This is a genomic window from Christiangramia lutea (assembly GCF_022489035.1).
Taxonomy (GTDB): domain Bacteria; phylum Bacteroidota; class Bacteroidia; order Flavobacteriales; family Flavobacteriaceae; genus Christiangramia; species Christiangramia lutea.
Genome location: NZ_JAKVTV010000003.1, coordinates 276,108 through 300,062 on the forward strand (window position 1 = coordinate 276,108; position 23,955 = coordinate 300,062).

General features: G+C 38.9%; 23 protein-coding genes. 8 read left to right on the forward strand and 15 right to left on the reverse strand.

The genetic code is table 11. The annotated features are described in order from the left end of the window. Positions 1–43 precede the first annotated feature (43 nt). Entirely contained in the window at positions 44–1,126 is a 1,083-nt protein-coding gene (locus ML462_RS10665; protein WP_240713802.1) for a Gfo/Idh/MocA family protein, read from the reverse strand. A 208-nt stretch (positions 1,127–1,334) separates the two neighbouring features. Between ML462_RS10665 and ML462_RS10670 the strand changes: the two genes are divergently transcribed. The 3 genes from ML462_RS10670 (at position 1,335) to ML462_RS10680 (ending at position 4,130) form a co-directional block, all read left to right on the forward strand. After that, positions 1,335–2,273, forward strand: a complete 939-nt coding sequence (locus tag ML462_RS10670; protein ID WP_240713803.1) for a L,D-transpeptidase — start codon at positions 1,335–1,337, stop codon at positions 2,271–2,273. A gap of 162 nt (positions 2,274–2,435) precedes the next feature. Then, the gene (locus ML462_RS10675; RefSeq protein WP_240713804.1) at positions 2,436–3,359 is read left to right on the forward strand and encodes a L,D-transpeptidase; all 924 of its coding nucleotides are present in this window, start codon (positions 2,436–2,438) and stop codon (positions 3,357–3,359) included. Positions 3,360–3,374: 15 nt separating this feature from the next. Next, positions 3,375–4,130, forward strand: coding sequence for a hypothetical protein (locus tag ML462_RS10680; RefSeq protein WP_240713805.1), 756 nt, complete (start codon positions 3,375–3,377; stop codon positions 4,128–4,130). On the opposite strand, the gene ML462_RS10685 is transcribed toward ML462_RS10680, so the two are convergent. Beyond that, positions 4,127–4,921: an HAD family hydrolase gene (locus tag ML462_RS10685; RefSeq protein ID WP_240713806.1), complete on the reverse strand. Its 795-nt coding sequence runs from the start codon at positions 4,919–4,921 to the stop codon at positions 4,127–4,129. The genes ML462_RS10680 and ML462_RS10685 overlap by 4 nt on opposite strands. Positions 4,922–5,152: 231 nt before the next feature. Between ML462_RS10685 and ML462_RS10690 the strand changes: the two genes are divergently transcribed. Both ML462_RS10690 and ML462_RS10695 read left to right on the forward strand, forming a co-directional pair. Further along, a complete protein-coding gene (locus ML462_RS10690; RefSeq protein ID WP_240713807.1) occupies positions 5,153–7,591 on the forward strand; it encodes a TonB-dependent receptor in 2,439 nt (812 codons plus the stop codon). Positions 7,592–7,644: 53 nt separating this feature from the next. Then, on the forward strand, positions 7,645–8,766 hold the full coding sequence (locus ML462_RS10695) for a PepSY-associated TM helix domain-containing protein (RefSeq protein WP_240713808.1): 1,122 nt from the start codon (positions 7,645–7,647) through the stop codon (positions 8,764–8,766). 4 nt (positions 8,767–8,770) lie between these two features. Here ML462_RS10695 and ML462_RS10700 read toward each other — a convergent pair whose 3' ends face one another. Both ML462_RS10700 and ML462_RS10705 read right to left on the reverse strand, forming a co-directional pair. Beyond that, positions 8,771–9,016, reverse strand: coding sequence for a phage holin family protein (locus tag ML462_RS10700; protein ID WP_240713809.1), 246 nt, complete (start codon positions 9,014–9,016; stop codon positions 8,771–8,773). Positions 9,017–9,177: 161 nt separating this feature from the next. Then, the gene (locus ML462_RS10705; protein WP_240713810.1) at positions 9,178–9,822 is read right to left on the reverse strand and encodes a SanA/YdcF family protein; all 645 of its coding nucleotides are present in this window, start codon (positions 9,820–9,822) and stop codon (positions 9,178–9,180) included. A gap of 126 nt (positions 9,823–9,948) precedes the next feature. Between ML462_RS10705 and ML462_RS10710 the strand changes: the two genes are divergently transcribed. Next, entirely contained in the window at positions 9,949–10,581 is a 633-nt protein-coding gene (locus ML462_RS10710) for an NAD(P)H-dependent oxidoreductase (protein ID WP_240713811.1), read from the forward strand. Here the strand turns inward: ML462_RS10710 and ribB are convergent. The 11 genes from ribB to ML462_RS10765 all read right to left on the reverse strand — a co-directional run bounded on the left by ribB (position 10,578) and on the right by ML462_RS10765 (position 21,639). Next, positions 10,578–11,726, reverse strand: coding sequence for a 3,4-dihydroxy-2-butanone-4-phosphate synthase (gene ribB / locus ML462_RS10715; RefSeq protein WP_240713812.1), 1,149 nt, complete (start codon positions 11,724–11,726; stop codon positions 10,578–10,580). The genes ML462_RS10710 and ribB overlap by 4 nt on opposite strands. Positions 11,727–11,755: 29 nt before the next feature. Next, complete coding sequence (locus tag ML462_RS10720) at positions 11,756–13,204, reverse strand: LptF/LptG family permease (protein WP_240713813.1); 1,449 nt, start codon at positions 13,202–13,204, stop codon at positions 11,756–11,758. Position 13,205: 1 nt separating this feature from the next. After that, positions 13,206–13,847: an outer membrane lipoprotein periplasmic chaperone LolA1 gene (lolA1, locus tag ML462_RS10725; RefSeq protein WP_240713814.1), complete on the reverse strand. Its 642-nt coding sequence runs from the start codon at positions 13,845–13,847 to the stop codon at positions 13,206–13,208. 9 nt (positions 13,848–13,856) lie between these two features. Further along, a complete protein-coding gene (locus ML462_RS10730) occupies positions 13,857–16,238 on the reverse strand; it encodes a DNA translocase FtsK (RefSeq protein WP_240713815.1) in 2,382 nt (793 codons plus the stop codon). Positions 16,239–16,383: 145 nt separating this feature from the next. Further along, positions 16,384–16,746, reverse strand: a complete 363-nt coding sequence (locus tag ML462_RS10735; protein ID WP_240713816.1) for a diacylglycerol kinase family protein — start codon at positions 16,744–16,746, stop codon at positions 16,384–16,386. Beyond that, positions 16,746–17,246 carry a thiol peroxidase gene (tpx, locus tag ML462_RS10740; protein WP_240713817.1) on the reverse strand — a complete coding sequence of 167 codons (501 nt, stop codon included), beginning with the start codon at positions 17,244–17,246 and terminating at the stop codon, positions 16,746–16,748. Before tpx ends, ML462_RS10735 begins: the two co-directional genes overlap by 1 nt. Positions 17,247–17,368: 122 nt before the next feature. Beyond that, a complete protein-coding gene (locus tag ML462_RS10745) occupies positions 17,369–17,617 on the reverse strand; it encodes a DUF6952 family protein (RefSeq protein WP_240713818.1) in 249 nt (82 codons plus the stop codon). Then, positions 17,598–17,912: a thioredoxin family protein gene (locus ML462_RS10750; protein ID WP_240713819.1), complete on the reverse strand. Its 315-nt coding sequence runs from the start codon at positions 17,910–17,912 to the stop codon at positions 17,598–17,600. Before ML462_RS10750 ends, ML462_RS10745 begins: the two co-directional genes overlap by 20 nt. Positions 17,913–17,951: 39 nt before the next feature. Then, complete coding sequence (locus ML462_RS10755) at positions 17,952–18,590, reverse strand: peroxiredoxin (protein ID WP_240713820.1); 639 nt, start codon at positions 18,588–18,590, stop codon at positions 17,952–17,954. 204 nt (positions 18,591–18,794) lie between these two features. Next, positions 18,795–20,267 carry a Na+/H+ antiporter NhaC gene (gene nhaC, locus ML462_RS10760; protein WP_240713821.1) on the reverse strand — a complete coding sequence of 491 codons (1,473 nt, stop codon included), beginning with the start codon at positions 20,265–20,267 and terminating at the stop codon, positions 18,795–18,797. A 157-nt stretch (positions 20,268–20,424) separates the two neighbouring features. Then, positions 20,425–21,639 (reverse strand): aminotransferase class I/II-fold pyridoxal phosphate-dependent enzyme, encoded by a 1,215-nt coding sequence (locus ML462_RS10765; RefSeq protein WP_240713822.1) that lies wholly within the window; start codon positions 21,637–21,639, stop codon positions 20,425–20,427. 157 nt (positions 21,640–21,796) lie between these two features. Between ML462_RS10765 and ML462_RS10770 the strand changes: the two genes are divergently transcribed. Further along, a complete protein-coding gene (locus ML462_RS10770) occupies positions 21,797–22,255 on the forward strand; it encodes an Lrp/AsnC family transcriptional regulator (protein WP_240713823.1) in 459 nt (152 codons plus the stop codon). 262 nt (positions 22,256–22,517) lie between these two features. Next, the gene (lpdA, locus tag ML462_RS10775) at positions 22,518–23,921 is read left to right on the forward strand and encodes a dihydrolipoyl dehydrogenase (RefSeq protein WP_240713824.1); all 1,404 of its coding nucleotides are present in this window, start codon (positions 22,518–22,520) and stop codon (positions 23,919–23,921) included. Positions 23,922–23,955 lie beyond the last annotated feature (34 nt).

Genomic DNA, 23,955 nt, shown 5'->3' on the forward strand with positions numbered 1-23,955 from the left:
TTACGATGAATAGGTTATTCTGCAAAACTTTTTGTCGAAAATATCATATTAGTACTCTTTTACTATTATTAGTGGCAGACTCGTTGATCTTTTGAACGATATGTATATCCTTCAAACCTTCAATTCCAGGTACCATGACTTCGGTGTTGTTGATAATAGCTAAAGCGTCATCATCCATCTGCACAGCCTGTTGGTTTTTACCCATGGGAGGTAGTTTCTTACCATCACTGGTCTTACCCTGCACACCGGAATAGGACTGCATAGGTTTTAAATAATACCAACCTTTATTGGCTGTAACTTCAAGCTGGTTGAGGCTTTCACCGAAACTAGTCTTTCCATCTACGATGATTCCGCCGGGAAATTCCATTTGAAAACTGGTAGTTTCGTCAACCTCGGTAAAAATCTCAGGTCTTGTAGTACTTTGACTGGCTGTTACGGCCATAGGTTCCATACCGGTTGAATATCTGGCAGCATTTATCGAATAGACTCCCATGTCATAAATCGCACCGCCGCCCATTTCCTTTTTAAGTTTCCATGGATTGATGGTTCCCCCGTTATAACCAGCTTCTGAGATCACCTTTTTTATATTTCCATATGGTTTGGTCTCGGCCCAGGTCATGATCTTTCTGGTATTGGTTTCATGTTGCATGCGATAACCTTTAGATAGTTTAACCCGGTTCTTATTGCAGGCTTCGATGATCTGGCGGCATTCTTCGGCTGTCCTGGCCATAGGTTTTTCACACCATACATGTTTTCCGGCATTGGCAGCTTTAATAGCATACTCTGCATGAAGACCTGTTGGAAGTACGATGTAGACCACATCGATATCAGGATTATCAGCGATGGTATGCATATTTTGATAATTATAGACATTAGAATCTTTTATACCGTATTTTTTCTGCCATACTGGGATCTTTTCAGGGCTTCCGGTAACTATGCCTCTTAGTTCACAATAATCTGTTTTCTGTAAAGCAGGAGCGAGTAAGTCGGTACTATAATAGCCCAGTCCTACAAGGGCAACGCCCAGTTTTCTTTGGGAAGTAGAACCCAAACACCCAGGAAAGGGAAGTAGGGCTGCGCTTAAGATCAATCCTGATTTTTTGATAAATGTTCGTCTGTTCTCCATAAGGCGTATTTGTTTAAAACCATAAGATACTGAAAAACATAGTCTTTAAGAATGGTTAAATCTTAAGATAATTTTTGATAAAAACGAGTCATGCTTTTTTAAAAAAGGGTTAATTATCATAATGTCAACAAAGGCTTAACGGCTTATTAGCAGGCTTCGCAACATTGTGTGCGTAATTTCACACTACAAACTAAAAACTACTATTTCAATGAAACGCTTAAATGCTTTAGGTAAATTATCGTTATTATTTTTATGTAGTGCCCTTTTCCTTGCCTGTAATTCTAATACACAGGTAGTAGAACCATCAGTTACACAATCTAAGGAACTTTCCATGAGAAACCCGATTGTGAAAAAGAAGCCTAAAATTTTCAGGAAAGAAATCAGTTATACTATCGATTCTCTAAAAACGAGAAAAGATATCGATAGTCTTTTCAAAATTTATTCTGATGAACAAATGAAAACCATTTTAGCCTTAAACCGTATAGAACGAAATAGGCTAAGACCCAACCGTCCTATAGTAATCCCAGATTGCGCTTCAGATGAATTCAACGCTTATAGCCCATTTCCGGAAAACTTAAATTTCCTTCAGTGTATACCAAAAACCGTTCTTATCTCACAAAGAGTTCAGGCATTCGGATTATATGAACAAGGGGAGTTGGTTAAGTGGGGACCAATTAGTTCAGGAAAGAGCTCAACCAGAACCCCGAACGGATTGAATTATGGAAATTACAAAGCAAAAAGAAAAGTAAGTACAGTAGATGAATCATGGATTTTACCGTATTATTTCAATTTTATGAACTTTGAAGGGGTTGGGGTGCACCAATATGCCCTACCCGGTTATCCGGCAAGCCATGGATGTGTAAGACTATATATGGATGATGCAAAATACATCTTCGATTGGGCTGAAATGTGGGAGGTGAAAGGTTCTGAAATTGCACGGAATGGTACGCCTTTTATGGTATTTGGAGAATATCATTATGAAAACCAAAAGCCCTGGCATTCCCTATCCCAGAATATGAAAGCCAATGATCTTACCCAGGAAGAAATAGATACTCTTCAGGAATATGTGAAAAAATATCATTCAGACCCTAAAAATTTTAAAAGTATAGCTTCGAAAAATGCTGAAGCTGGATTAGCCAAAGTTTAATTGAAGTAATTTTTGATTATACTGGCCGGTAAATATTGTAGCCCTGATGTGGTTAAAATATTTACCGGTTTTTTTTTGATCAAAATTGTATTCTGGTTTATGTATATTTATTAGGTAAACTAATCAGTTGATTGGTTGTTAATCAGGTAAAAGTACAAGGCCATGAAAGACTCTATTTTCACTATTAATTTTATTTTCTGTATAACGTTTTTGGCATTTTATGCCTGTAATACAAAGCCGGAAGTAGAAGATAGTTTAAATAATCGGTCGATAGTAAAGAAGGTTGATCCCGTTGTAAAACGTACAGCCAAAACCTACAGGACTCAGGTGGTCTATGAATTGGATACCATGCATTCTGTTAAAGAAGTTGATAGCTTATTCGCATTGCTCAATGAGGATCAAAAAAAGGTATTACTAGATCTTAACCGTATAGAGCAGAACAGGATTAAACCGAAAATGGCCATTATAGTGCCAGAGTGTATTTCTCACGAACTGGTGGAATACTCGCCTATGCCACAACATGTACACGTAATGAAATGCCTGCCTAAGAGTTTGATTATCAATCAAAGAATTCAGGCATTTGGATTGTACGAGAACGGAGATTTGATCAGGTGGGGACCAATATCATCAGGAAAAAAATCTACTCCTACACCTAATGGTCTTTATTACACCAACTACAAGTCGAAAATGAAAACCAGCTCAGTGAATCACGCCTGGAAACTACCTTACTACTTTAATATTATGAACAACGAGGGTATTGGAATGCACCAGTATGAAATGCCGGGTCATCCTGCCAGTCATGGTTGTATAAGGCTTAAAATGGAAGATGCGCAGTTTATTTATGATTGGGCAGATACCTGGGGACTTGAAAATAATCAGGTGGCTCGTCATGGAACTCCGGTGATGTTAATAGGAGAATATGATTATCAATCAGAGATTCCCTGGCATCTTTTAAAAGAAAATATGAAGGCAGATGACTTTACTAAAGAAGAATTTCTTACACTTGAAAAATATATGCTGGCCTACCAGGAAGATACTTTAAATGATAAGAACCTGGAAGAGATACAGCTCAACTTACATAAATAAACAGAATTCAGTAATATGATTTCAAAAAAACATCTGGCTACAATAGTTTTTCTATTCAGCTTATTATTTGTTAATGCTCAAACTACCAATATCATGGTAAGGGCGAAAGCAAAGGATGCTAAATTCATTGGCACTTCCATTGGTGGTGCGAAAATAATGGTTCTGGACGCATATTCAGGAGAAATACTGGACGAAGGTATTACTTCTGGAAGTACAGGCGACACTGAAAGAATCATGAAAAAGGACTGGGGCAGGGGAGTAGATCTTTCAGACGACAAAACCGCTGGTTATATGGCCACTCTCGATATAGATGAACCAAAATTTATCACTGTAAAAGCCTACGCACCTGTCAATAAGAAACAAGCTGAGGTTGTAAGTAGTACCCAGCTATGGGTGATCCCTGGAAAGGATATTACCGGAGATGGAGTAGTGCTGGAAATACCTGGATTTGTTGTGGATATCTTAAGTCCGCAAACCCACGAAAGAATAAAGGCATCAGACAAGATCTGGCTTGAAGCTAATATCGTAATGATGTGTGGATGCCCTGTCACGAAAGATGGCCTATGGGATGCAAATCAATATGAAGTAAAGGCAGTAATAACCAGTTCTGAAGGAAATTCGAGAGAGGTTGTTTTAGATCAAAAGGATAAGCCCAGTACTTTTTCCGGGGAGACAAATTTAGATAAAGGACTTTACGAGATCATGATTTATGCCTACGACCCGGTCACTGGGAATTCAGGTCTGGATAAAACCAATATTATCGTAAATTAGCCATTTAACAGCCCAAGAGATTTTATAGTACGCAGTACACCATTATCATTATTATCGTGGCTGGTAACAAAATTACTTGCTTCAAGAATTTCTGGATGAGCATTTTTCATGGCATAACTATGCTTGGCCACCTTCATCATTTCAAGGTCGTTCAGGTAATCGCCAAATACAAGAGTCTCCTCAGGGCTAATGCCCAATTCCTTTTGAATTCCCCTGATGGCATTTCCTTTATTCGCATCCAGTGCGGTAATATCTATGAATACTTTTGCGGCAATTGCTATTTTATACCGGTCTGTATAATTCACGAAATGCGGAAAGGTATTTTCTTCAACCCCGTTAAAATTACATAGGGTAACCTTCAGGTAGGTATCGTCAACCTGGGTGAGATCGTCTACAACCTTCAGTCTTTCATAGAATTTAGATATCTCTTTTCTGAAGCCTTCATCACTGGTTTCGATATAAGCCGAATTCTTTCCGCATAGAACAAGGTTTGTACTCTCCAATTCACGGCCTAATCTTATAAGATCCTTAGCAGCTGTTTTTTCGATAGGGTTCACATAAAGTTCCTTGCCTTTGTGAGAAACATAAGTTCCATTCTCTGCAAAGAACATCGTGCGGTGCTTTATCTTTTCAAATCTGGATTCAAGGTTATAGAATTGTCGGCCACTCGCAATGGAAAATAAAATTCCATTTTTAGTAAGCTGTTCTTCTACCTCCCAGAAATCTGGATGTAACTCATGATTATCATTCAGCAAAGTTCCGTCAACATCTGTTACAATTAATTTGATCATAGGTTTTTATTTGAAATTTCAAAAGTAGCTGAAAGGAAAGGAATTCAGTTTAAATCGGCATTAAATTTAAAATTCCTGTTATAATCAATCTTTATTCTTCTCAATTTTAAACGTTTGATTTACAATTAATTCAATTTTTTTATTTAAAATAAATCTAAATAAGCTTTTTATTTTCATTTTCCTCACATAGTTTTGCTGCTCTATTTAAAGTAAGTCTAAATAAAATTAAAAATGAATAAGAAACTACTACTCATCCTAATATTGATCAATTATACCAGTTTTGCCCAGGATTCTGGAAGTCTAACTGGTAAGGTTACCAGCATTAATGGAGATGGAATTTCCGAAGCGAACATAGAAGTTCAGGGTACTAACATTGGTACAGAAACCAATAACTCTGGATCTTTTACAATCAATAATATACCTGATGGGAATTATCTTTTAAGGATTACCTATGTTGGATTCAAACCGAAAGAAATCGCAGTTTCCATAAAGCCTGGAGAAAATACTGTAATTCCCGAAGTTATTTTGAAAACCGGGGAAGAGCAACTAAATGAGGTTGTAATTCAGGGAAACGGAAAAATAAATAAGTACGATAGGGAAAGGAGTGTTTACGTCTCCAAATTACCTTTAAAGAATATTGAGAATCCACAGGTTTACGATAATATCACTTCCGAGTTACTGGAGGAGCAGATCATCACTAATTTCGATGATGCCTTAAAAAATAGTTCCGGGATCACCAAACTTTGGGAATCTACCGGTAGAGGTGGAGACGGAGCCGGTTATTATTCTCTTCGAGGATTTCCAGTGCAGCCAACCATGGTTAATGGATTACCTGCTGTTACTAATGGAAGCCCAGATCCGGCCAATATTGAGAATATTGAAGTGATCAAAGGCCCATCAGGTACCTTGTACGGAAGCAGCCTTATTTCTTACGGAGGCTTGATAAATATCACTACCAAAAAACCATATGATTATTTCGGTGGAAATATTACTTATACCCTGGGAAGCTTTGGTCTTAACAGGATTGCCGCCGATGTGAATACTCCGCTTGACGAAGAAGGAGATGTTGCGATGAGGGTGAATACTGCCTATCAAACACAGAATTCTTTTCAGGATGCAGGGTTTTCAAAATCATTTTTTGTTGCTCCCTCACTAAGTTACCAGGTGAATGATAAACTTTCATTCTTCGTGAACACAGAGTTCTATAATGGAGAATCTACAAATCCTACCATGTTGTTCGTGGATAGGGGAGCGCCTTTAACAGTTAATAATGTGGAGGAGTTGAACTATGATACAAATAGATCTTATACCAGTAATGATCTAACTCTAACAAATCCTACTTACAGCCTGCAGGGGCAAATGATCTATAATTTATCTGACAAGTGGACCTCGCAAACGGCAATTTCGAGAGGAAGTGCAAAATCTAAAGGTTACTATTCCTATTTATATGAAACTACCAGGTTTTATGAGGGACTTGATGAAGGGATTGTGCTTTCCAGGTTTATGAATAACCAGAATTCAACGACCTTGACTACCGATTTTCAGCAGAATTTCATCGGTGATTTCGAAATTCTGGGTATGAGGAACAGAATGGTTGCCGGCCTTGATTATTTTCAACGTGAGACTATAGATAATGGTACCGGGTATATTGGAAATGGCAACGTATACATTGGAAATGCCAGTTTACAGAATGTAAATGAAAGTGTTTACGGCATTACCGATGAAGCGAATTATATTACCGATGGGGACAGTGGAATTCTATCAACGGCTGCCGTGGATGGATTACTGGCGAATACAGACCGTAATAACACTACAACGCAAGAAGACATTTACAGCGCCTATGTTTCAAACGTTTTAAACATAACTCCCGCGCTTTCGGCTATGGCAAGTTTAAGAATAGACCAATTCGAGAATGATTCCAACAGTCAAACAGCCTTGTCTCCAAAATTTGGGGTGGTGTATCAGCCGCTGTTAGACAGAGTATCCATATTTGCCAATTATATGGATGGGTTCAGCAATGTAGCGCCTTCAGAAGTCATCGATCAGCAGACCGGTGAAACCAGGAGAATTACTTTCGATCCTGAACACGCCACCCAGTTTGAATTCGGAACCAAACTGAATTTTTTCAATGATAAAATCTTCGCGACCCTGAGTTATTATGATATTCAGGTTGAGAATATCGTTCTAGGTAATGGCCTGGATGTAAACCAGGATGGAACTCAGTACAGTCGTGGTTTTGAAGCAAGAATAACTGCAAGTCCGGTAGATGGATTAAACCTGGTGGCTGGATATAGTTATAACGACAGCGAGGTGACCGAAGCTTCTGAAAATGATGACTTCCTGGGAAGAAGACCGGAATCTGCGGGGCCGGAAAACCTTGCCAATCTCTGGGCCAGCTATAGGTTTACCTCTGGATTGGCGGAAGGTTTTGGGCTTGGATTTGGTGGAAATTATGCCAGTGAGAATATGATCTTTAACCGTAATACTTCCGGAACTTTTACTCTTCCATCTTATACGATTTTGAACGCCGCTGTCTTTTATGATGTAGATAAATTTTCTATCAATTTCAAGCTAAATAATCTTACCAATGAAGATTATTATAACGGATGGTCTACCATTAACCCACAGGCACCAAGGAATTTTGCCGCGGCGCTTACTTACAAATTTTAGAATTGAATTAGCCGGAGATCGCCTTTAAGGTGATCTCCTTTTTTTCTAATATCATGAAAAAAAAGAAGAAAAAAAACATACTGAAGAAATGGGCCGGCAGACTTCACCTCTGGCTGGGCCTTCTCACAGGAATTATAGTTTTTATAGTAGCCATTACCGGTTGTATTTATGTTTTTCACGACGAGATCAAGGATGCGCTATTTGATTATCGTTTTGTTGAACAGAAAGAAACCGGTTATTTACCACCTTCAGAGATCAAAGAAATCGTACAAGAGAGATTTCCGGGCACCACTGATGATTTTGTAATTTATTCTGGTAAAGACAGGCCGGTTGCGGTTTACGGTGTGCATAATGAAACCCCTTACTATTATTATATAGACCCCTATACCGGGGAGTTTTTATATGCCCAGGATTTCACTAAAGATTTCTTCGAAATTGTAAAAGCCCTGCATATGTACCTGTTATTACCACAAGAAATTGGTAGACAGGTGGTGGGGGGTTCTACCCTCATCTTTATTCTAATGATGATTACCGGAGTAATCCTGTGGTGGCCTAAAAAACTGAAGAACCTTAAGAAAAGTTTGAAAATAAAATGGAACGCCCGTTGGAGAAGGTTGAATTATGACCTGCATAACATAAGCGGGTTCTATTTACATATCCTGGCGATCATCGTAGCCATCACAGGTTTATACTTTTCCTATGACTGGGTGAAAGACGGGATATATTTCGTAGGAAACTTGGGTGAAGATATCGAAAGCGATCACCATATAGAAAATATCATTCAGAAGAAGAGAATTACAGGAGAACCGATAGATATTGCCTTTAATGAAACGATGAAAATGAAACCGGGAAACGACATGTATTTCGTATGGACCGAAGGTGACCACCATCCTATTGTAACAGGTGTTTATCCAGAATCGCTTGATTATGATCACCAGTCCAACTACTATTTTCATCCTCAAACAGCAGAAATTCTTCAGGAGCAACCTTATGATTCTAAAAGTACCGGACTCAAATTACAGGAAATGAGTTATGGTATACATACCGGGCAGTATTTTGGGATGACCGGAAAGATCATAGCTTTTATTCTTAGCATTTTTGTGGCGTCTTTGCCGGTAACCGGATTTTTCGTCTGGTGGGGTAGAAAAAACCGGATGAGGCATCTCACCCGGTAGTTTTTTAAAAAAGGATTGCATCAACGATTGCTCCAAAAATCGCAATTAAGACTGCCAGCCAGATCGAAGACATAAAGCCGTCAGTTTTGAAATCTGAGGTCATTTTATCGGCAATTTCAATTATGATAGCATAGGCAATAACCCTGGTCACAAAACCAATTCCGAGGAAGTAAAAGATACCCAGAGTGGCGATGTTGAGTATAGCGGTAAGTAACCAGCTTAGCAGGAAACTTAAAACCCCAATAATCAAGGCTACGATTATGGCTGTTTTGAAGCCTTTAAATGGACACTGCCAAGAAATTTAGCGGCAATGAGTAAGACAAGGGCGTCAACCAGAATGTGAATTATCCACTGAATCATTATTTTGGTATTAGAAGTTAGTAGTATTCTAAGATACTCAAAAAGAAATGATTAATTTGAAGTTGGAAATATTCCGGCCTGAAGGGAGTGTGGTTTTTTATGGATAAAGACTTCCCACAGGGCTTTGAGATTGGCCAGTTTTTCTCTTTGTTTTAAACGATATTCAGTTTGATAGGCTCTTTGATCGGCCGGGAATCCTTTATAATTCAGATCCAGGTTTTCGGCTATAAATAAAGTTCTTGGTAAATGGAATTCCTGAGTGACTACAATAGCATCTTTTATGTTATAGATATTTCCCGCACGGTACATGCTATCGTACGTATCCAGACCGGCAGGATCTGAAATGATGAGGTCTTTATCTATGCCTCGATCTTCAAGGTATCCGGTCATAGCCGCGATCTCATTGTAATCGTCTGTTCGGTGGTCCCCCGAAACAAGGAAATTCTTCACTTTATTGTTTTCGAATAATTTTATGGCGGTATCTACCCTGTCCTTCAAAATGGGAGATAACTTCCCATCTGCGTGTACACTTGCTCCCAGAATTATTACGGTTTCAGACTTAGGCAAGGTTGAAATATCCCTGTAAATAAGATCCTGAGTTTGTCTCTTAAAAATTGCCTCTACTCCAAGGATCGCAAAAATTATCAGTACCAGGCCAATAACCGAAAACAGAATGATTTTTTTAAGTCGGCGCATTATAGAATGATGAGAGTCTTATCGAAGATAGCCATAATATTTGGATGTATCAGATTAATTTATTCCCTAACGCCGATCTTGCCTTCTACATTATGTACATTTGTAAAATATTATTTAAAAGAGGTTATGAGTAATATAAAAGCTTTGAACTGGCGCTATGCGACTAAGAAATTTGATGAAACCAGGATCCTTTCTGAAAAGAAAGTAGAGGTGTTGAAACAGGCTTTTAATCTCACTGCTACTTCTTATGGCTTGCAACCTCTTAAAATGCTTATTATTTCTAATAAGGAGATCCAGAAAGAATTAAAAGAATTCTCATATAATCAACAGCAGGTAGACAGCGCTTCGCATGTTCTGGTAATTTGTATAGAAAATAAGGTAGATGAAGAGTTTATTACAAATTACTTCAAAAGGGTAAAACACGTAAGAGAAACACCCGAAGAGATCCTTAAACCTTTTCACGAGTTTCTGGTAAATGACTTTAAGACAAAAGAGGTTGAAGAAATTGAAGCCTGGGCCATAAATCAGGCTTATCTTGCTCTGGGTACTCTTCTTACAGTTTGTGCTTCTGAAGAGATCGACGCATGTCCCATGGAAGGTTTCGAACCTGAAAAATATGACGAATTCTTAAAGCTTCACGATAAAAATTTAAGATCGGTTCTAGTGCTTCCAGTTGGATATCGCTCTGATGACGATATGTTCTCAAAATTTAAAAAAGTGCGAAGACCCCTGGATGAGGTAATCATCGAAGTTGACTAATAGTTTACGTATTCCGTAATTTCCAGTCCATATCCTATCATTCCCACACGCTTGGTTTGCTGGGTATTAGAAAGCAGCCTGATCTTGTGAATTTCGAGATCATGCAAAATCTGAGCTCCAATCCCGAAGTCCTTATTATCCATGGTTACCGGGGGAGCTTTGATCTCTCCTTTTTTCTGGCTCTCCTTAAGTTCAGTCAACCTGCTTAGAAGATTAGGGGACTGGTTGGCGGGATTAATGAAAACAATGGCACCACGACCTTCATCATTGATCGCCTGAAACATTCCATCCAGCTTTTTATCGGCATTATTGGTAAGTGTTCCTAGAATGTCATTATTCACACGAGTGGAATTCACTCTAACCATGATCTCTTCATTAGGTTTCCAGCTTCCTTTTGTAAGGGCGATATGCACCTGGGAGTTCGTGGTTTGCTTATATGCTCTTAAGCGGTATCTTCCAAATCTTGTATCCAGTTCAAAATCCTCTTTCTTTTCAATAAGAGAATCATGCTGCATTCTGTAGGCTACCAGATCTTCAATAGAAACTATTTTAAGATCGAACTTTTTGGCAACTTCTAATAATTGAGGTAATCGAGCCATGGTTCCATCCTCGTTCATGATCTCTACGATCACCCCGGCAGGTTCAAAACCAGCTAGCCTTGCGAAATCTATCGCGGCCTCGGTATGTCCTGTACGTCTTAAAACTCCACCTTCCTTAGCTTTCAATGGGAAAATATGTCCCGGCCTGTTCAGGTCATGAGGTTTTGTTTCCGGGTCTATTAAAGATTGAATGGTCTTCGCTCTATCTGCAGCTGAAATCCCGGTAGTTACTCCTTTTCCTCTTAGATCTACTGAAATGGTAAAGGCTGTTTCCATAGGATCGGTATTATTACCAACCATCATTTCCAGCTTCAGCTCGTTACATCTAGGTTCCGTAAGCGGAGCACAGATAAGTCCGCGGCCGTGAGTGGCCATGAAATTTATCATTTCGGGGGTTACTTTCTCAGCAGCTGCCAGAAAATCTCCTTCATTTTCTCTATCAATATCATCTACAACGATAATCACTTTTCCTGCGCGAATATCATCGATAGCTTCCTGAATATTATCCAGTTTAATTGAATATTGATTGTTCTCCACCTGAGCCATAAAATCTAGTTTTGTGGCTGCAAAGATATTTATTCTGTTTTACTTTTGTCCTTGAAAAGACCGGCTTTTTTGAAGAGTTTCTTAATAGGAGCTACAAAATTGTCGAATACAAATAGCCCCTGATCTGTAGTAGCTCTATAAGTAAGATATATACCCAGGGGAAGCATGATCCAGGTAGATAACCAGGTAGCAATAAACGGAGGAACGCTACCATCTTCCGCAGAGTTTTTTGCGAATATTCCAATAAAGTGATAGGTGAGGAATAAAAGAATAGCAACTACGATTGGTAACCCAATTCCACCTTTTCTAATGATCGCTCCAAGCGGCGCACCTACAAAAAACAATACAATACACGCAAATGAAAGTACATATTTCTCGTGCAGGGCGATCTCAAATTTATTGATCTGTTTAATGCTGACCTTGAATTCCTGTTTTTTCATTGCTAAATGAGCAAGAGAAGAATTCACCGATCCCAGGGCTAGATTGGCGATCTGTGCACCGTCATATGTATCAAAATATCCAAGTAGACTTTTTTGATTATCTATGACCGTATCCTTAACCTTATAATTCATATTAAGGTTGGGAACTCCGGTTCGTGTATACATGTTCTGGCTGAATTCAGCCATTTTGTTATTGTAAGAAACTGAAAAGGAATCTATACTTTCATCCAGTTCAGAGATCTTAAGCATTCCATGAGTAGAACTGTAAGACTCATCCTCAAGGTCTACATTATTAAAATCTGAAAGATCTATGTTGATGACATATTCATCAAAATAACTCTTCATAAAGGGTTTCTGCTTTCTTTTTTTATAATCGGTAGACTGGATCTCATCGTAGTAATTCCCTTCCTTGAGAATTAGAGATAAAACATCAGAATCTGTACTACCAACCAGTTCGCCCTCCTTGGCTTTGATTACCGTATTGTTTCCACCGCCATTTCCCTTTTTATGTATTATTACGTCGGTAAGAAACTGATCGTTTTCGCCACTTTTTTCATCAACCTTGATATTGAATGTCCCAATATCGTTAAAAACACCTTCAGTAATTGCCATGGCCGGTTTCAACTGGGCGATATTCTTTCGAAGGTTAATTGACTTGAATTCGGCAGCCGGGATCACATTATTGGCGAAAAAGAAGGCTACAAAACTTACAAAAACTATAAAAACGGTAAGGCTTCGCATGGCACGGCCAAGCGAAATACCCGAAGATTTCATCGCTGCGAACTCATAATTTTCAGCAAAAGAACCAAAGGTCATTATGGAAGTAAGCAGGATGGTGAGCGGTAATACCAGCGGTACCAGTTTTGGTGAGAAATACAAAAGGAATTTCAGGATCACCTCGGCATCCAGGTCTTTACCAGCAAGTTCACCTATGTACAACCAGATCGTCTGTAGCACAAAGATGAACATGAGTATGATAAAGACCGAAAAAAAAGTTTTTAAAAAACTGGTGAGTATGTACCGGTCGAGTATCTTCAATTTAGTCTAATCTATTAATGTAAAAATCGCTGTATCGATCTTCATTAAAGGTAAACAGATTTTTTGCCAGTGGCTGATCTGTTTTAAAGCTTTTCACAGTGATGGTTACTTTGGTTCCGTTCTCCTGAGTTTGTATCAGGTTATAAATATGTTTTGTCTGGCTGTCTATTCCCAGAAGGATATTTTTGATCTCAGCATTGCTATCTTTCGGGGTGAGTTTTACGTACTGTATCTCTCTTCCTTTTACGTTTTGGGTGATGTCCATTTCGTAGTTATATCCATCTTCATAAAAACTGAACATTTTTGATGGAGTGATACTGTTTGCGTCTTCTTCTACATAATTCGAGATATTGATCTCTTCATCTTCTGGAATAATGGTGTAGATCTTTTCACCGTCAAACATTTGAGTAGTGCCCATAAGGTTTAGAACATATTTTTCACCTGCGATACTCACATCTCCTCTGGTTTCCTGGCTTACATTTTCTGCCTGGTTTTCCAGGGCATATTTAAATTCGATCACCATATTGTCATAATTCTTCACTTTGGAAGAAACTTCATTCAATAGTTTTTCTGCTTTTGGTGAATTCTGTGCCTGGGAGCTAAAAGAAATAATTGCAGCCAGGATAAATACTAGTTTTTTCATTACGATTTTTTAATTGTCTGGTTCATTTAATAGCTGATCTAAAGCTGCTAGATCTGTAATTAAAACCTGTCTTGCCTTGCTTCCTTCAAAAGGGCCAACGATACCTGCGGCCTCAAGTTGGTCTATGATTCTACCTGCACGGTTATAGCCAAGTTTTAATTTTCTCTGAAGCAAAGATGCCGAGCCCTGCTGGGCGGTCACGATCACTTCTGCAGCTTCGCGGAATAGCTTGTCCCGCTCGCTCACATCTATATCAACTCCTGTGCCACTTTCCTCACTTTCGTAGGCAGGTAATTGATGCGCATCTGGATATGCTTTTTGTGATCCAATAAATTCGGTGATCTTATCAACTTCGGGTGTATCGACGAAAGCACACTGAAGTCTTTTCAATTCATTACCCTGGGTAAACAGCATATCTCCACGCCCAATTAACTGGTCGGCTCCCTGGTTGTCCAGAATTGTTCTGGAGTCGATCTTTGAAGTTACACGGAAAGCTACTCGCGCAGGGAAGTTGGCTTTAATAATACCTGTAATAACGTTTACCGAAGGTCTTTGGGTTGCAATGATAAGGTGGATACCAATCGCACGGGCAAGCTGCGCCAGCCTGGCGATTGGAGTTTCTACTTCCTTACCGGCAGTCATGATAAGGTCGGCGAACTCATCTACTACAAGTACGATATATGGTAAAAATTTATGCCCGTCATTCGGGTTAAGTTTTCTGGCCTTGAACTTAGCATTGTATTCCTTAATGTTACGACACATCGCGTTTTTAAGCAGTTCGTAACGATCATCCATCTCAATACAAAGTGAGTTCAACGTGTTGATCACTTTGGTATTATCAGTAATAATAGCGTCTTCGGTATCCGGTAATTTTGCCAGGTAATGACGTTCAATTTTATTGAATAGCGTAAGCTCTACCTTTTTAGGATCTACCAGAACAAACTTTACTTCTGCTGGATGCTTGCTATATAGTAACGAAGTAAGAATAGCGTTCAATCCAACAGATTTACCCTGACCTGTTGCCCCGGCCATAAGCATGTGAGGCATTTTTGCCAGGTCTACCACAAAGGTTTCGTTAGAAATTGTTTTTCCGAGAGCCAGGGGAAGTTCCATTTCAGCATTCTGAAATTTTGCGGAAGCGATTACAGAGCGCATAGAAACTATACTCGCGTTCTTATTAGGGACTTCAATACCTATGGTTCCCCTTCCTGGAATAGGCGCAATGATCCTGATCCCCAATGCTGAAAGAGATAAAGCTATATCATCTTCAAGGTTTTTGATCTTGGAGATCCTTATTCCTGCTTCAGGAACAATTTCGTAAAGAGTAACTGTAGGACCAACGGTAGCTTTGATCTGGGCGATCTCGATCTTATAGTTCTTTAAGGTCTCTACAATTCTATTTTTATTTTCTTCGAGTTCTTCCTGGTCAATAGTAATGGTTCCACCATAATCTTTCAGAAGTTCAATGGTTGGAAACTTATAGTTTTTGAGCTCGAGAGTAGGATCGAATTCGCCAAAATCTTTAACAAGTTTTGTGCTTAAATTGTCCTCCTCTTCCTCTTCGGGAGCAGCTTCAACCTCCATAGCCACATCTTCCTCTGGAGCAGGATTTATTTCCATTTGTGGTGAAGGCTCCGAAACTTTTTTCTCAATAGGTTTATCTTCAGATAGGTCTATATTAGGCGCTTTTTCCTCTTCTTTATCTTCGACTACAGGTTTTGCAACAGTTTCTTTCCAGTCTTTTTCTTCATCTGTTTCAGCGACCTGCGACTGATGTTCCTTCATGGCATCCTGTAGTTCCTTTTTACCAGATCTAAAATATCCTCCTACCATTTCAGGGGTGACTTTCATGCGAATAGCCAGGTAAGCTATAAACAGGAAGAGCATAAGAAGAACGGTTCCGAAAAAACCTAAATAATCCTGAATGAAGTCATTTGTTTCAAAACCTATGCGTCCCCCCAGCAGGGCATATTTTCCGCTGAAAAATCCGAAAAAAATAGAAAGCCAGATCATGACCAGAATTCCCCAAAACCAGAATTTTCTAAGATTAGCACTGTTAAAACCAAAGAAAAGATAGATTCCACTTAATAAGATCAAAAAAGCGATAGAGAAGGAGGCAAGTCCAAAACCTTTATAAATAAAGAAGTCGCTAATGCTGGCGCCAAATTTACTTAACCAGTTTCTTGCTTCTAGTTCTCGGTTGGAAAACTCGTTAAGTATACTCTGATCTGCCTGCCAGTTGAATAGAAAGGAGATAAAGGCAACGATCAATGCCAGGCCAAAAAGCATCAGGAAACTACCTAGAACCACTTTTTGCTGCCTGTTCAGCTTTAGCGAAAATTTACGGGATTTTTTGGTTGTTTTCTTGTTCTTAGCTTTCTTTTTAGCCATATGCAGGTTCAAGGATTTGGGCAAAAATACAAATAAGCCTTTGTCAAAATAAGAAAAAAATAATTCAATTTTGAAAGTTATTAATTTTCCCGATGCTACTTTAGAAAAGTAAACTGCAAAATGAGCTAAATATTACCTTTTAGATTTAAAAGATATGAGGGAAGTATATAAATCCAGCTATTATCACTGCAATTATTGCGGCGATAAATACAGCTCCGGCAGCTATGTCTTTTATATGACCTATTTTATTATGAAAATCTGGATGGACAAAATCTGCCATGGCTTCTACAGCTGTGTTCAAGCCTTCTGTTGCCATCACCAGACCGATCGCTAGGAATTGAAAGATCCATTCTTCTCTGGAAATTTCAAAATATAAACCTGCCAGACATACTAAAACCGAAATTATAAACTGAACCTGAATGCTGGGTTCATGTCTTAGTAGTAGCCAGGCTCCTTTAATAGCATATTTTCCTCCTCTGACTCTTTTTCCGAGGAAACTATTCTTCATTATAATAGGGTTTTCAGTGCGGCAAGATAATCCGGCTCCTCATCAATACTTGGAACCTGTTGCGAATGAATTACATGGCTATTTTCATCGAGCACTATAACGGCCCTGGATAATAAACCTTCAAAAATACCATCTATCATCTCAACCCCGTAATCTTTTCCAAAGTTCCTGTCTTTGAAATCTGAAAGATTTACCACTTTGTCTAATTTTTCATCGCTTACAAACCTTTGTTGTGCAAAAGGAAGGTCTCTGGAAATACAAAGTACCACGGTGTTTTTAAGTTCCGATGCTTTTTTATTAAAATTACGAACCGAGGTGGCACAAACTCCCGTATCTATACTTGGGAAAATATTCATAATAACCCGCTTACCCTTGAAATCTTCCAGAGTACCAATTTTAAGGTCTGCTTTAATAAGTTCAAAATGTGGAGCTTTTTCATTTATAGCAGGAAGGTTTCCGTATGTTGTGACCATTTCCTCCCCAAGTTTAATCTTTGCCATTATTTTTTTATTAGAAATATAAATTTAGAAGATTGAGTTTCGGTTATTACTAAAATTATCATAAAACAGCAAGGGCTGTTTTCATTGGAAAACAGCCCTTTTATATCGCTTTGTAAAAAAAATTATTTGTCTATAGAACCTAAAACTTTCTTTACAAAGTTATTCGCAGCGTCCTTTTCAGGAACACCATCTTCAATCATCTTGTGAACTTCTACAGCTCCGCAGAGGTTAGTAATTAATTCTCCAACCACATCCATTTGCTCTTCAGTTACTGAACGGTGCTCGGTGAAACTTTCCAGAACCTCTATAGTGTTCTCTAATTTTACAACCTCGTTGTTTCTTTGTAGATGTTTAATTACTGGTAACTTCATCAACTAAGTTTTTTAACTGGTCAAATTTGTTAGTTTGAACCTGATTCTTAAAACTTCCATTTTTGAATGTCGCGAAGGTTGGTAGATTATCTACTTTTGCCAGCTTTCTTGATTCCGGAAACTTTTCCGCATCAACAAAAATGAACTGAGCATTTTCGTTTTCTGAAGCCAGTTTTTTGAATTTTGGCTTCATCAATCTGCAGTTTCCACACCATCCGGCCATATACTGAACCACAACAGTGTCGTTACTTTCAACAACTTCGCTTAAGTTATCCTGATCTAATTCCTTAATCATAGCAATTTTTTTAGATTCTTAATTTAAGCTTTGTGCTTCTTAGTTTAAGCTTAGGTATGATGCAACGCCTTCTCTATCTGCATTCATTGCTTCTTTACCTTCTTCCCAGTTTGCAGGACAAACTTCTCCTTTTTCCTGAACGTGAGAATAAGCATCGATCAATCTAAGGAATTCGTTTACATTTCTTCCAAGTGGCATATGGTTGATACCTTCGTGGAATACAGTTCCTTCCTCGTCGATAAGGTATGTAGCTCTATAAGTTACATTATCTCCTTCAAGCGTGATCGCCCCGGTTTCCTCATCATAAGTTTCGCTCATGATATCCAGAATATCTAGTCTTGAACTTAGGTTACGATTAGAATCTGCAAGAATTGGATATTTTACACCTTCAATACCACCATTATCTTTTGGAGTATTTAACCAGGCGAAATGAACTTCAGGAGTATCGCAAGAAGCTCCAATCACCATAACATTTCTCTTTTCAAATTCTTCCATTGCATTTTGAAAAGCGTGTAGTTCTGTAGGGCAAACAAAGGTGAAATCTTTCGGGTACCAGAAAAGCAATACTTTCTTATTGTTTTTCTGAGCTTCTTCTAATACATTTAATTTAAAAGTGTCTCCCATTTCATTCATAGCGTCTACGCTAAGGTTTGGAAATTTTTTTCCGACTAAAGCCATATAAATTATTCTTTTTTAAGTTTAACTTTTTCTTTTTTCTACACTGCAAAAGTAGCATCTAACTGCGCATTTTAAAGGCTTGAAAATTTTTTAATTTTATTGTTTAATAGATTCCATCTATCAATTCAGAGAAGTTTAATAGCGTGCATCTATAATTGCCGAATTATCAGGAAATTAACCCTGGAGTTACCAGATTGATAATATCTATTTTTCGGAAAGCATTTTTATTTTGATCCCAACGGCGGCGAATAACAATGTCATAAACGGACTCAGGTAATTGAAGAAGGCATAACCGGCATATGAAAGAACCGGAACACCCAGTACACCGCTATGATATGCACCACATGTGTTCCACGGCACTAGAACTGATGTTACCGTACCTGAATCTTCCAGACTCCTACTAAGGTTTTCTGGTGCCAAACCTTTATCCTTATAGGCTTTAGCGAACATTTTACCGGGAACTACTATCGCCAGGTACTGGTCTGAGGCGGTAACGTTCAAAGTAAGACAACTAAATACTGTACTAGCAAACAAACCAAAGGTAGTGTGGAATAAATTTAATAGAGCCTTGCTGATTCTGGCCAAAGCACCAATCGCTTCCATAATCCCACCAAAAACCATTGCGCAAATAATTAGCCATATGGTCCCTAGCATTCCGGCCATTCCGCTTGAGGCGAAAAGGTCATTAAGGGCTTCAGAATCTGTTTCTACAGCCGTATTCACGGTGATCGCATTCATGATGCCCTTATATCCGCTAATAAAATTAAGTTTATCCATACCACTTACAGACAATACTACATCTGGCTGAGCGATGAGCGCCGCTACTGCACCCATCAAAGTTCCAATTAGGAGCGCTATTAACGGAGAGGTCTTTTTTACGATAAGGACGATCACCAATACTGGTACAATAAAAAGCCATGGGCTAATATTAAATGAAGAATCTATCGAATTGAGGATGGAGGTTGTGTCTGTAGAACCACTTGTGTCCAGGTTTAAACCTATTATTATAAAAGTAATAAGAGTTACGGTAATAGTAGGTACGGTAGTTAAAGCCATGTACCTTATATGGGTGAAAAGATCGGTTCCTGCCATAGCCGGGGCAAGATTGGTAGTATCACTCAATGGAGACATTTTATCACCGAAATAAGCTCCGGAAAGGATCGCTCCAGCCGTCATGCCCAGGGAAATTCCTAAAGCATCGGCAATACCTATCAATGCGATACCTACTGTTGCCGAGGTGGTCCAGCTACTTCCCGTAGCCAGGGAGATCACAGAACATATAATAACGCAGGCAGCAAGAAAGATGGTAGGATTTAAGATCTGTAAACCATAATAGATCATAGTTGGGATAATACCACTAATTAGCCAGGTTCCTGCAAGGGCACCAACCATTAATAGGATCAAAATCGCACCGGCAGTACTTTGAATGTTCGAGGCAACTTCATCTATCATAAAGTCAAATTTTACCTTATTGAAATAACCTACTATAGCTGCAACACCTCCTCCAAGAAGTAAAATAAACTGGTTTGAACCACTTAGAGCATCATCTCCAAAGACAAAAACATTGAAAGCCAGCATCCCTATTAGGGCAAAAACTGGAATTAGTGCTTCCCAGATGTTTAACTCTTTGTTTTCGATGATTGCATCATTTTCAGTTTGTGTGGAAGAGTTTTCCATTAAGGTTCAGTGCTTTATATGTGGCAAAAATAAAGCCTCAGGGTATTCCTGAATTTCTTCAGATCCACCCTGAGGCTTGTCATTTTAAAACCGGTCGTTAATATTGATCATTTTTCTGATCGTAATTTTACGACTTTCGGCTTAATCCTGCAAAAAATTAGACCAATTCGGTATTCAAAACACCAACCTTAACCATGCATTCTTTCATCATTTCATAAGTTCTTGCAATATCGTTATCCAGACCAATGGAAAAACGGATCAACCCATCGCTTAATCCCATTTCTTTTTGCTCTTCAATTGGGATTTCTGAAGAAGTTGAAGTTCCTGGCGCGCTGAATAAAGTTTTGTAGAATCCTAAACTCACCGCCAGGTAACCCAGATTACGCTCCTGCATTAACTCCATAAGCTCATTCGCTTTGTCTAAGGAACCTACATCTATGGTAAGCATTCCGCCGAAGCCGTAACTTTCGTTCATCATTCTACGGAAAGTTTCATGTCCCGAGTGAGATTTAAGACCAGGGTACACCGTTTTAAATCCGTCTTCCTGGAATTTTTTAGCCAGGTACATCGCGTTATGACTGTGTTGCTTCATTCGAATATGAAGGGTTCTAAGGTTTTTTAAAATCGAAGCAGCCCTGAAACTATCCATCGTTGGCCCAAGAAGCATGGCTGCTCCATCATTCACATTTCTAAGATCATTGATGAATTCTTTAGTTCCGCAAACCACACCGCCAACGGTATCGCTACTTCCGTTGATGAATTTTGTAAGGCTATGGATAACCACATCAGCACCTAATTTGATCGGAGTGATCGATAAGGGAGAGAAAGTGTTGTCGACTACTAGTTTAAGATCATGAACCTTTGAAATTCTACTTAAAATTTCAAGATCGGCGATCTCCAGAAGCGGATTGCTCACAGATTCGCAATAGATCACCTTTGTGTTTTTCTGAACGGCTGCTTCAACCAATTCAGGATTGGTAACATCTACGAATGTGGTTTCAATGCCGAATTTCGGCGCGAAATTCTTCAGAAATGCGTAGGTCCCGCCATAAACGGTGCGACTGCAAACGATATGATCTCCGGCATTACATAGTTGCAGTAGAGCTGCAGTGATGGCTCCCATTCCGGAAGCTGCCACGTTAGCAGCCTCTGTGCCTTCCATAGCTGCTAAAGCTTCTCCAAGATACAGGTTGGACGGGGAGGAGTGGCGTGAATATAGGTAACAACCTTCCGCGTTTCCTTCAAAAGTGTCGAACATGGTCTTTGCTGAAAGAAAAGTATAGGTCGAGGAATCTGAAATTGATGGGTTCACTCCACCAAATTCTCCAAAATATTGTAGATCCTGAATTCTATCTGCTGGCTTATATTTCATAATGTTTGATTTAATCTTATCAAATTTCAGTCTAATCTGTTTTAAAAACAATGATATAGTTCATACCTGGTAAATAAATCGGTCAATATTTACTATTTCAGAATAAAAATCTATTTTTATTCGAAAATCGATTAATTTTCCAAATTTTTAAAAGCAAATGAAAATTGACGAGTTAGACAAGAGAATCCTCAAGCATCTTCAGCAGGATAGTAAAAAGACCAATAAGGAGATCTCCAACGATCTTGGGCTTTCAGTTACGGCAGTTTACGAACGCATAAGAAAACTGGAACGCGAAGGAATTATTTCTAAATACGTTGCCCTGGTAGAACCCCAAAAAGTTGAAAAATGTTTTATGGTATTATGCCAGATCAAACTTGTGCAGCACAAAAAAGATTTTCTTTCCCGATTCGAAAAGGAGATCAATAACCTACCCGAGGTGATAGAATGTTTACATGTAAGTGGAGATTTTGATTATATGCTTAAGGTACTGGTGAAAGATATGAATGCATACCGGGAATTCCTGGTCACCAAGCTTACCACGCTGGATCATATTGCGAGTACTAAAAGTATTTTCACGATCAATAAAGTGAAGCAAAGTACTTTTATTAGTCTGTAGGTGAAAGTGAAAAGTGAAAATTTGTAAAAATGACTTTTTAAAGTACGCTAAAAATTTTAATTTCTGCTAACTGCTAACTGCTAACTGCTAACTGCTAACTGCTAACTGCTAACTGCTAACTGCTAACTGCTAACTGCTAACTGCTAACTGCTAACTGCTAACTGCTAACTGCTAACTGCTAACTGCTAATAGAGTATTGGTCATTGTAGAGAATAGTTGTACTTTTACGATCGATTTTTGAAAAACAAAAAAACACACAATTATGAGTAAATATGATGTTGCAGTTATAGGATCAGGACCCGGTGGATATGTTGCCGCCATTCGTTGCGCCCAGCTGGGTATGAAAACTGCAATCATTGAAAAATATTCCACTCTTGGTGGAACCTGTCTTAACGTGGGATGTATCCCAAGTAAGGCACTTTTAGATTCTTCTCACCATTATCATGATGCCATCAAGCATTTTGAAGACCATGGAATTGAAATTCCCGGGGAAGTAAAGCTGAATCTTGAAAAAATGATGGAACGTAAATCTTCTGTGGTAAGTCAGACTTGCGACGGAGTGAAGTTCCTGATGGATAAAAACAAAATTGATGTTTATGAAGGTCTTGGATCTTTTAAAGATAAGACTCACATCAATATTGAAAAAGATGGTGAAACTCAGACCATCGAAGCGAAAAAAACCATTATTGCAACCGGGTCTAAGCCATCGAATCTTCCTTTTATCGAATTGGATAAAGAACGAGTGATCACTTCAACAGAAGCTTTAAAGCTGAAAGAAGTTCCTAAACACATGATCGTAATTGGTGGTGGAGTTATTGGACTGGAACTTGGCCAGGTTTACCGTCGTCTTGGTGCTGAAGTGACTGTAGTAGAATTCCTTGATAGAATTATTCCAACGATGGATTCTGCACTTTCGAAAGAACTTCAGAAAGTATTAAAGAAGCAGGGAGTGAAATTCCATACCAGCACGAAAGTGAAATCGGTTAAAAGAAATGGAGATGAGATCATCATTAAGGCTGATGACAAAAAGGACAAAGAGATCGAGATCAAAGGTGATTACTGCCTGGTTTCTGTAGGTCGTCGTCCTTATACCGACGGATTGAATGCTGACGCTGCAGGAGTGAAGCTTGATGATAAAGGAAGAGTGGAAGTGAACGATCACCTTCAAACCAATGTGGATAATATTTACGCAATTGGTGATGTGGTTAGAGGAGCGATGCTTGCTCATAAAGCGGAAGAAGAAGGTTCTATGGTTGCTGAACTTATCGCAGGACAGAAACCTCATATCGATTACAATCTTATTCCTGGCGTGGTTTACACATGGCCTGAAGTTGCATCTGTTGGTAAAACCGAAGAGCAATTGAAGGAAGAAGGAGTGAAATATAAAGAAGGGAAATTCCCAATGCGCGCCCTTGGTCGTTCAAGAGCCAGTGGAGATATTGACGGACTTGTAAAGATCCTTGCAGATGAGAAGACCGATGAGGTTCTTGGAGTTCATATGATCGGTGCAAGAACGGCTGATCTTATTGCTGAAGCAGTTACCGCCATGGAATACAGGGCATCTGCTGAAGATATCGCCAGAATGTCTCATGCTCACCCAACTTATGCTGAAGCAGTTAAAGAAGCTGCTCTTGCTGCTACCGAGAATAGAGCTTTACATATTTAATGTAAAATCTAATATACATTTTAGACCCGGACGT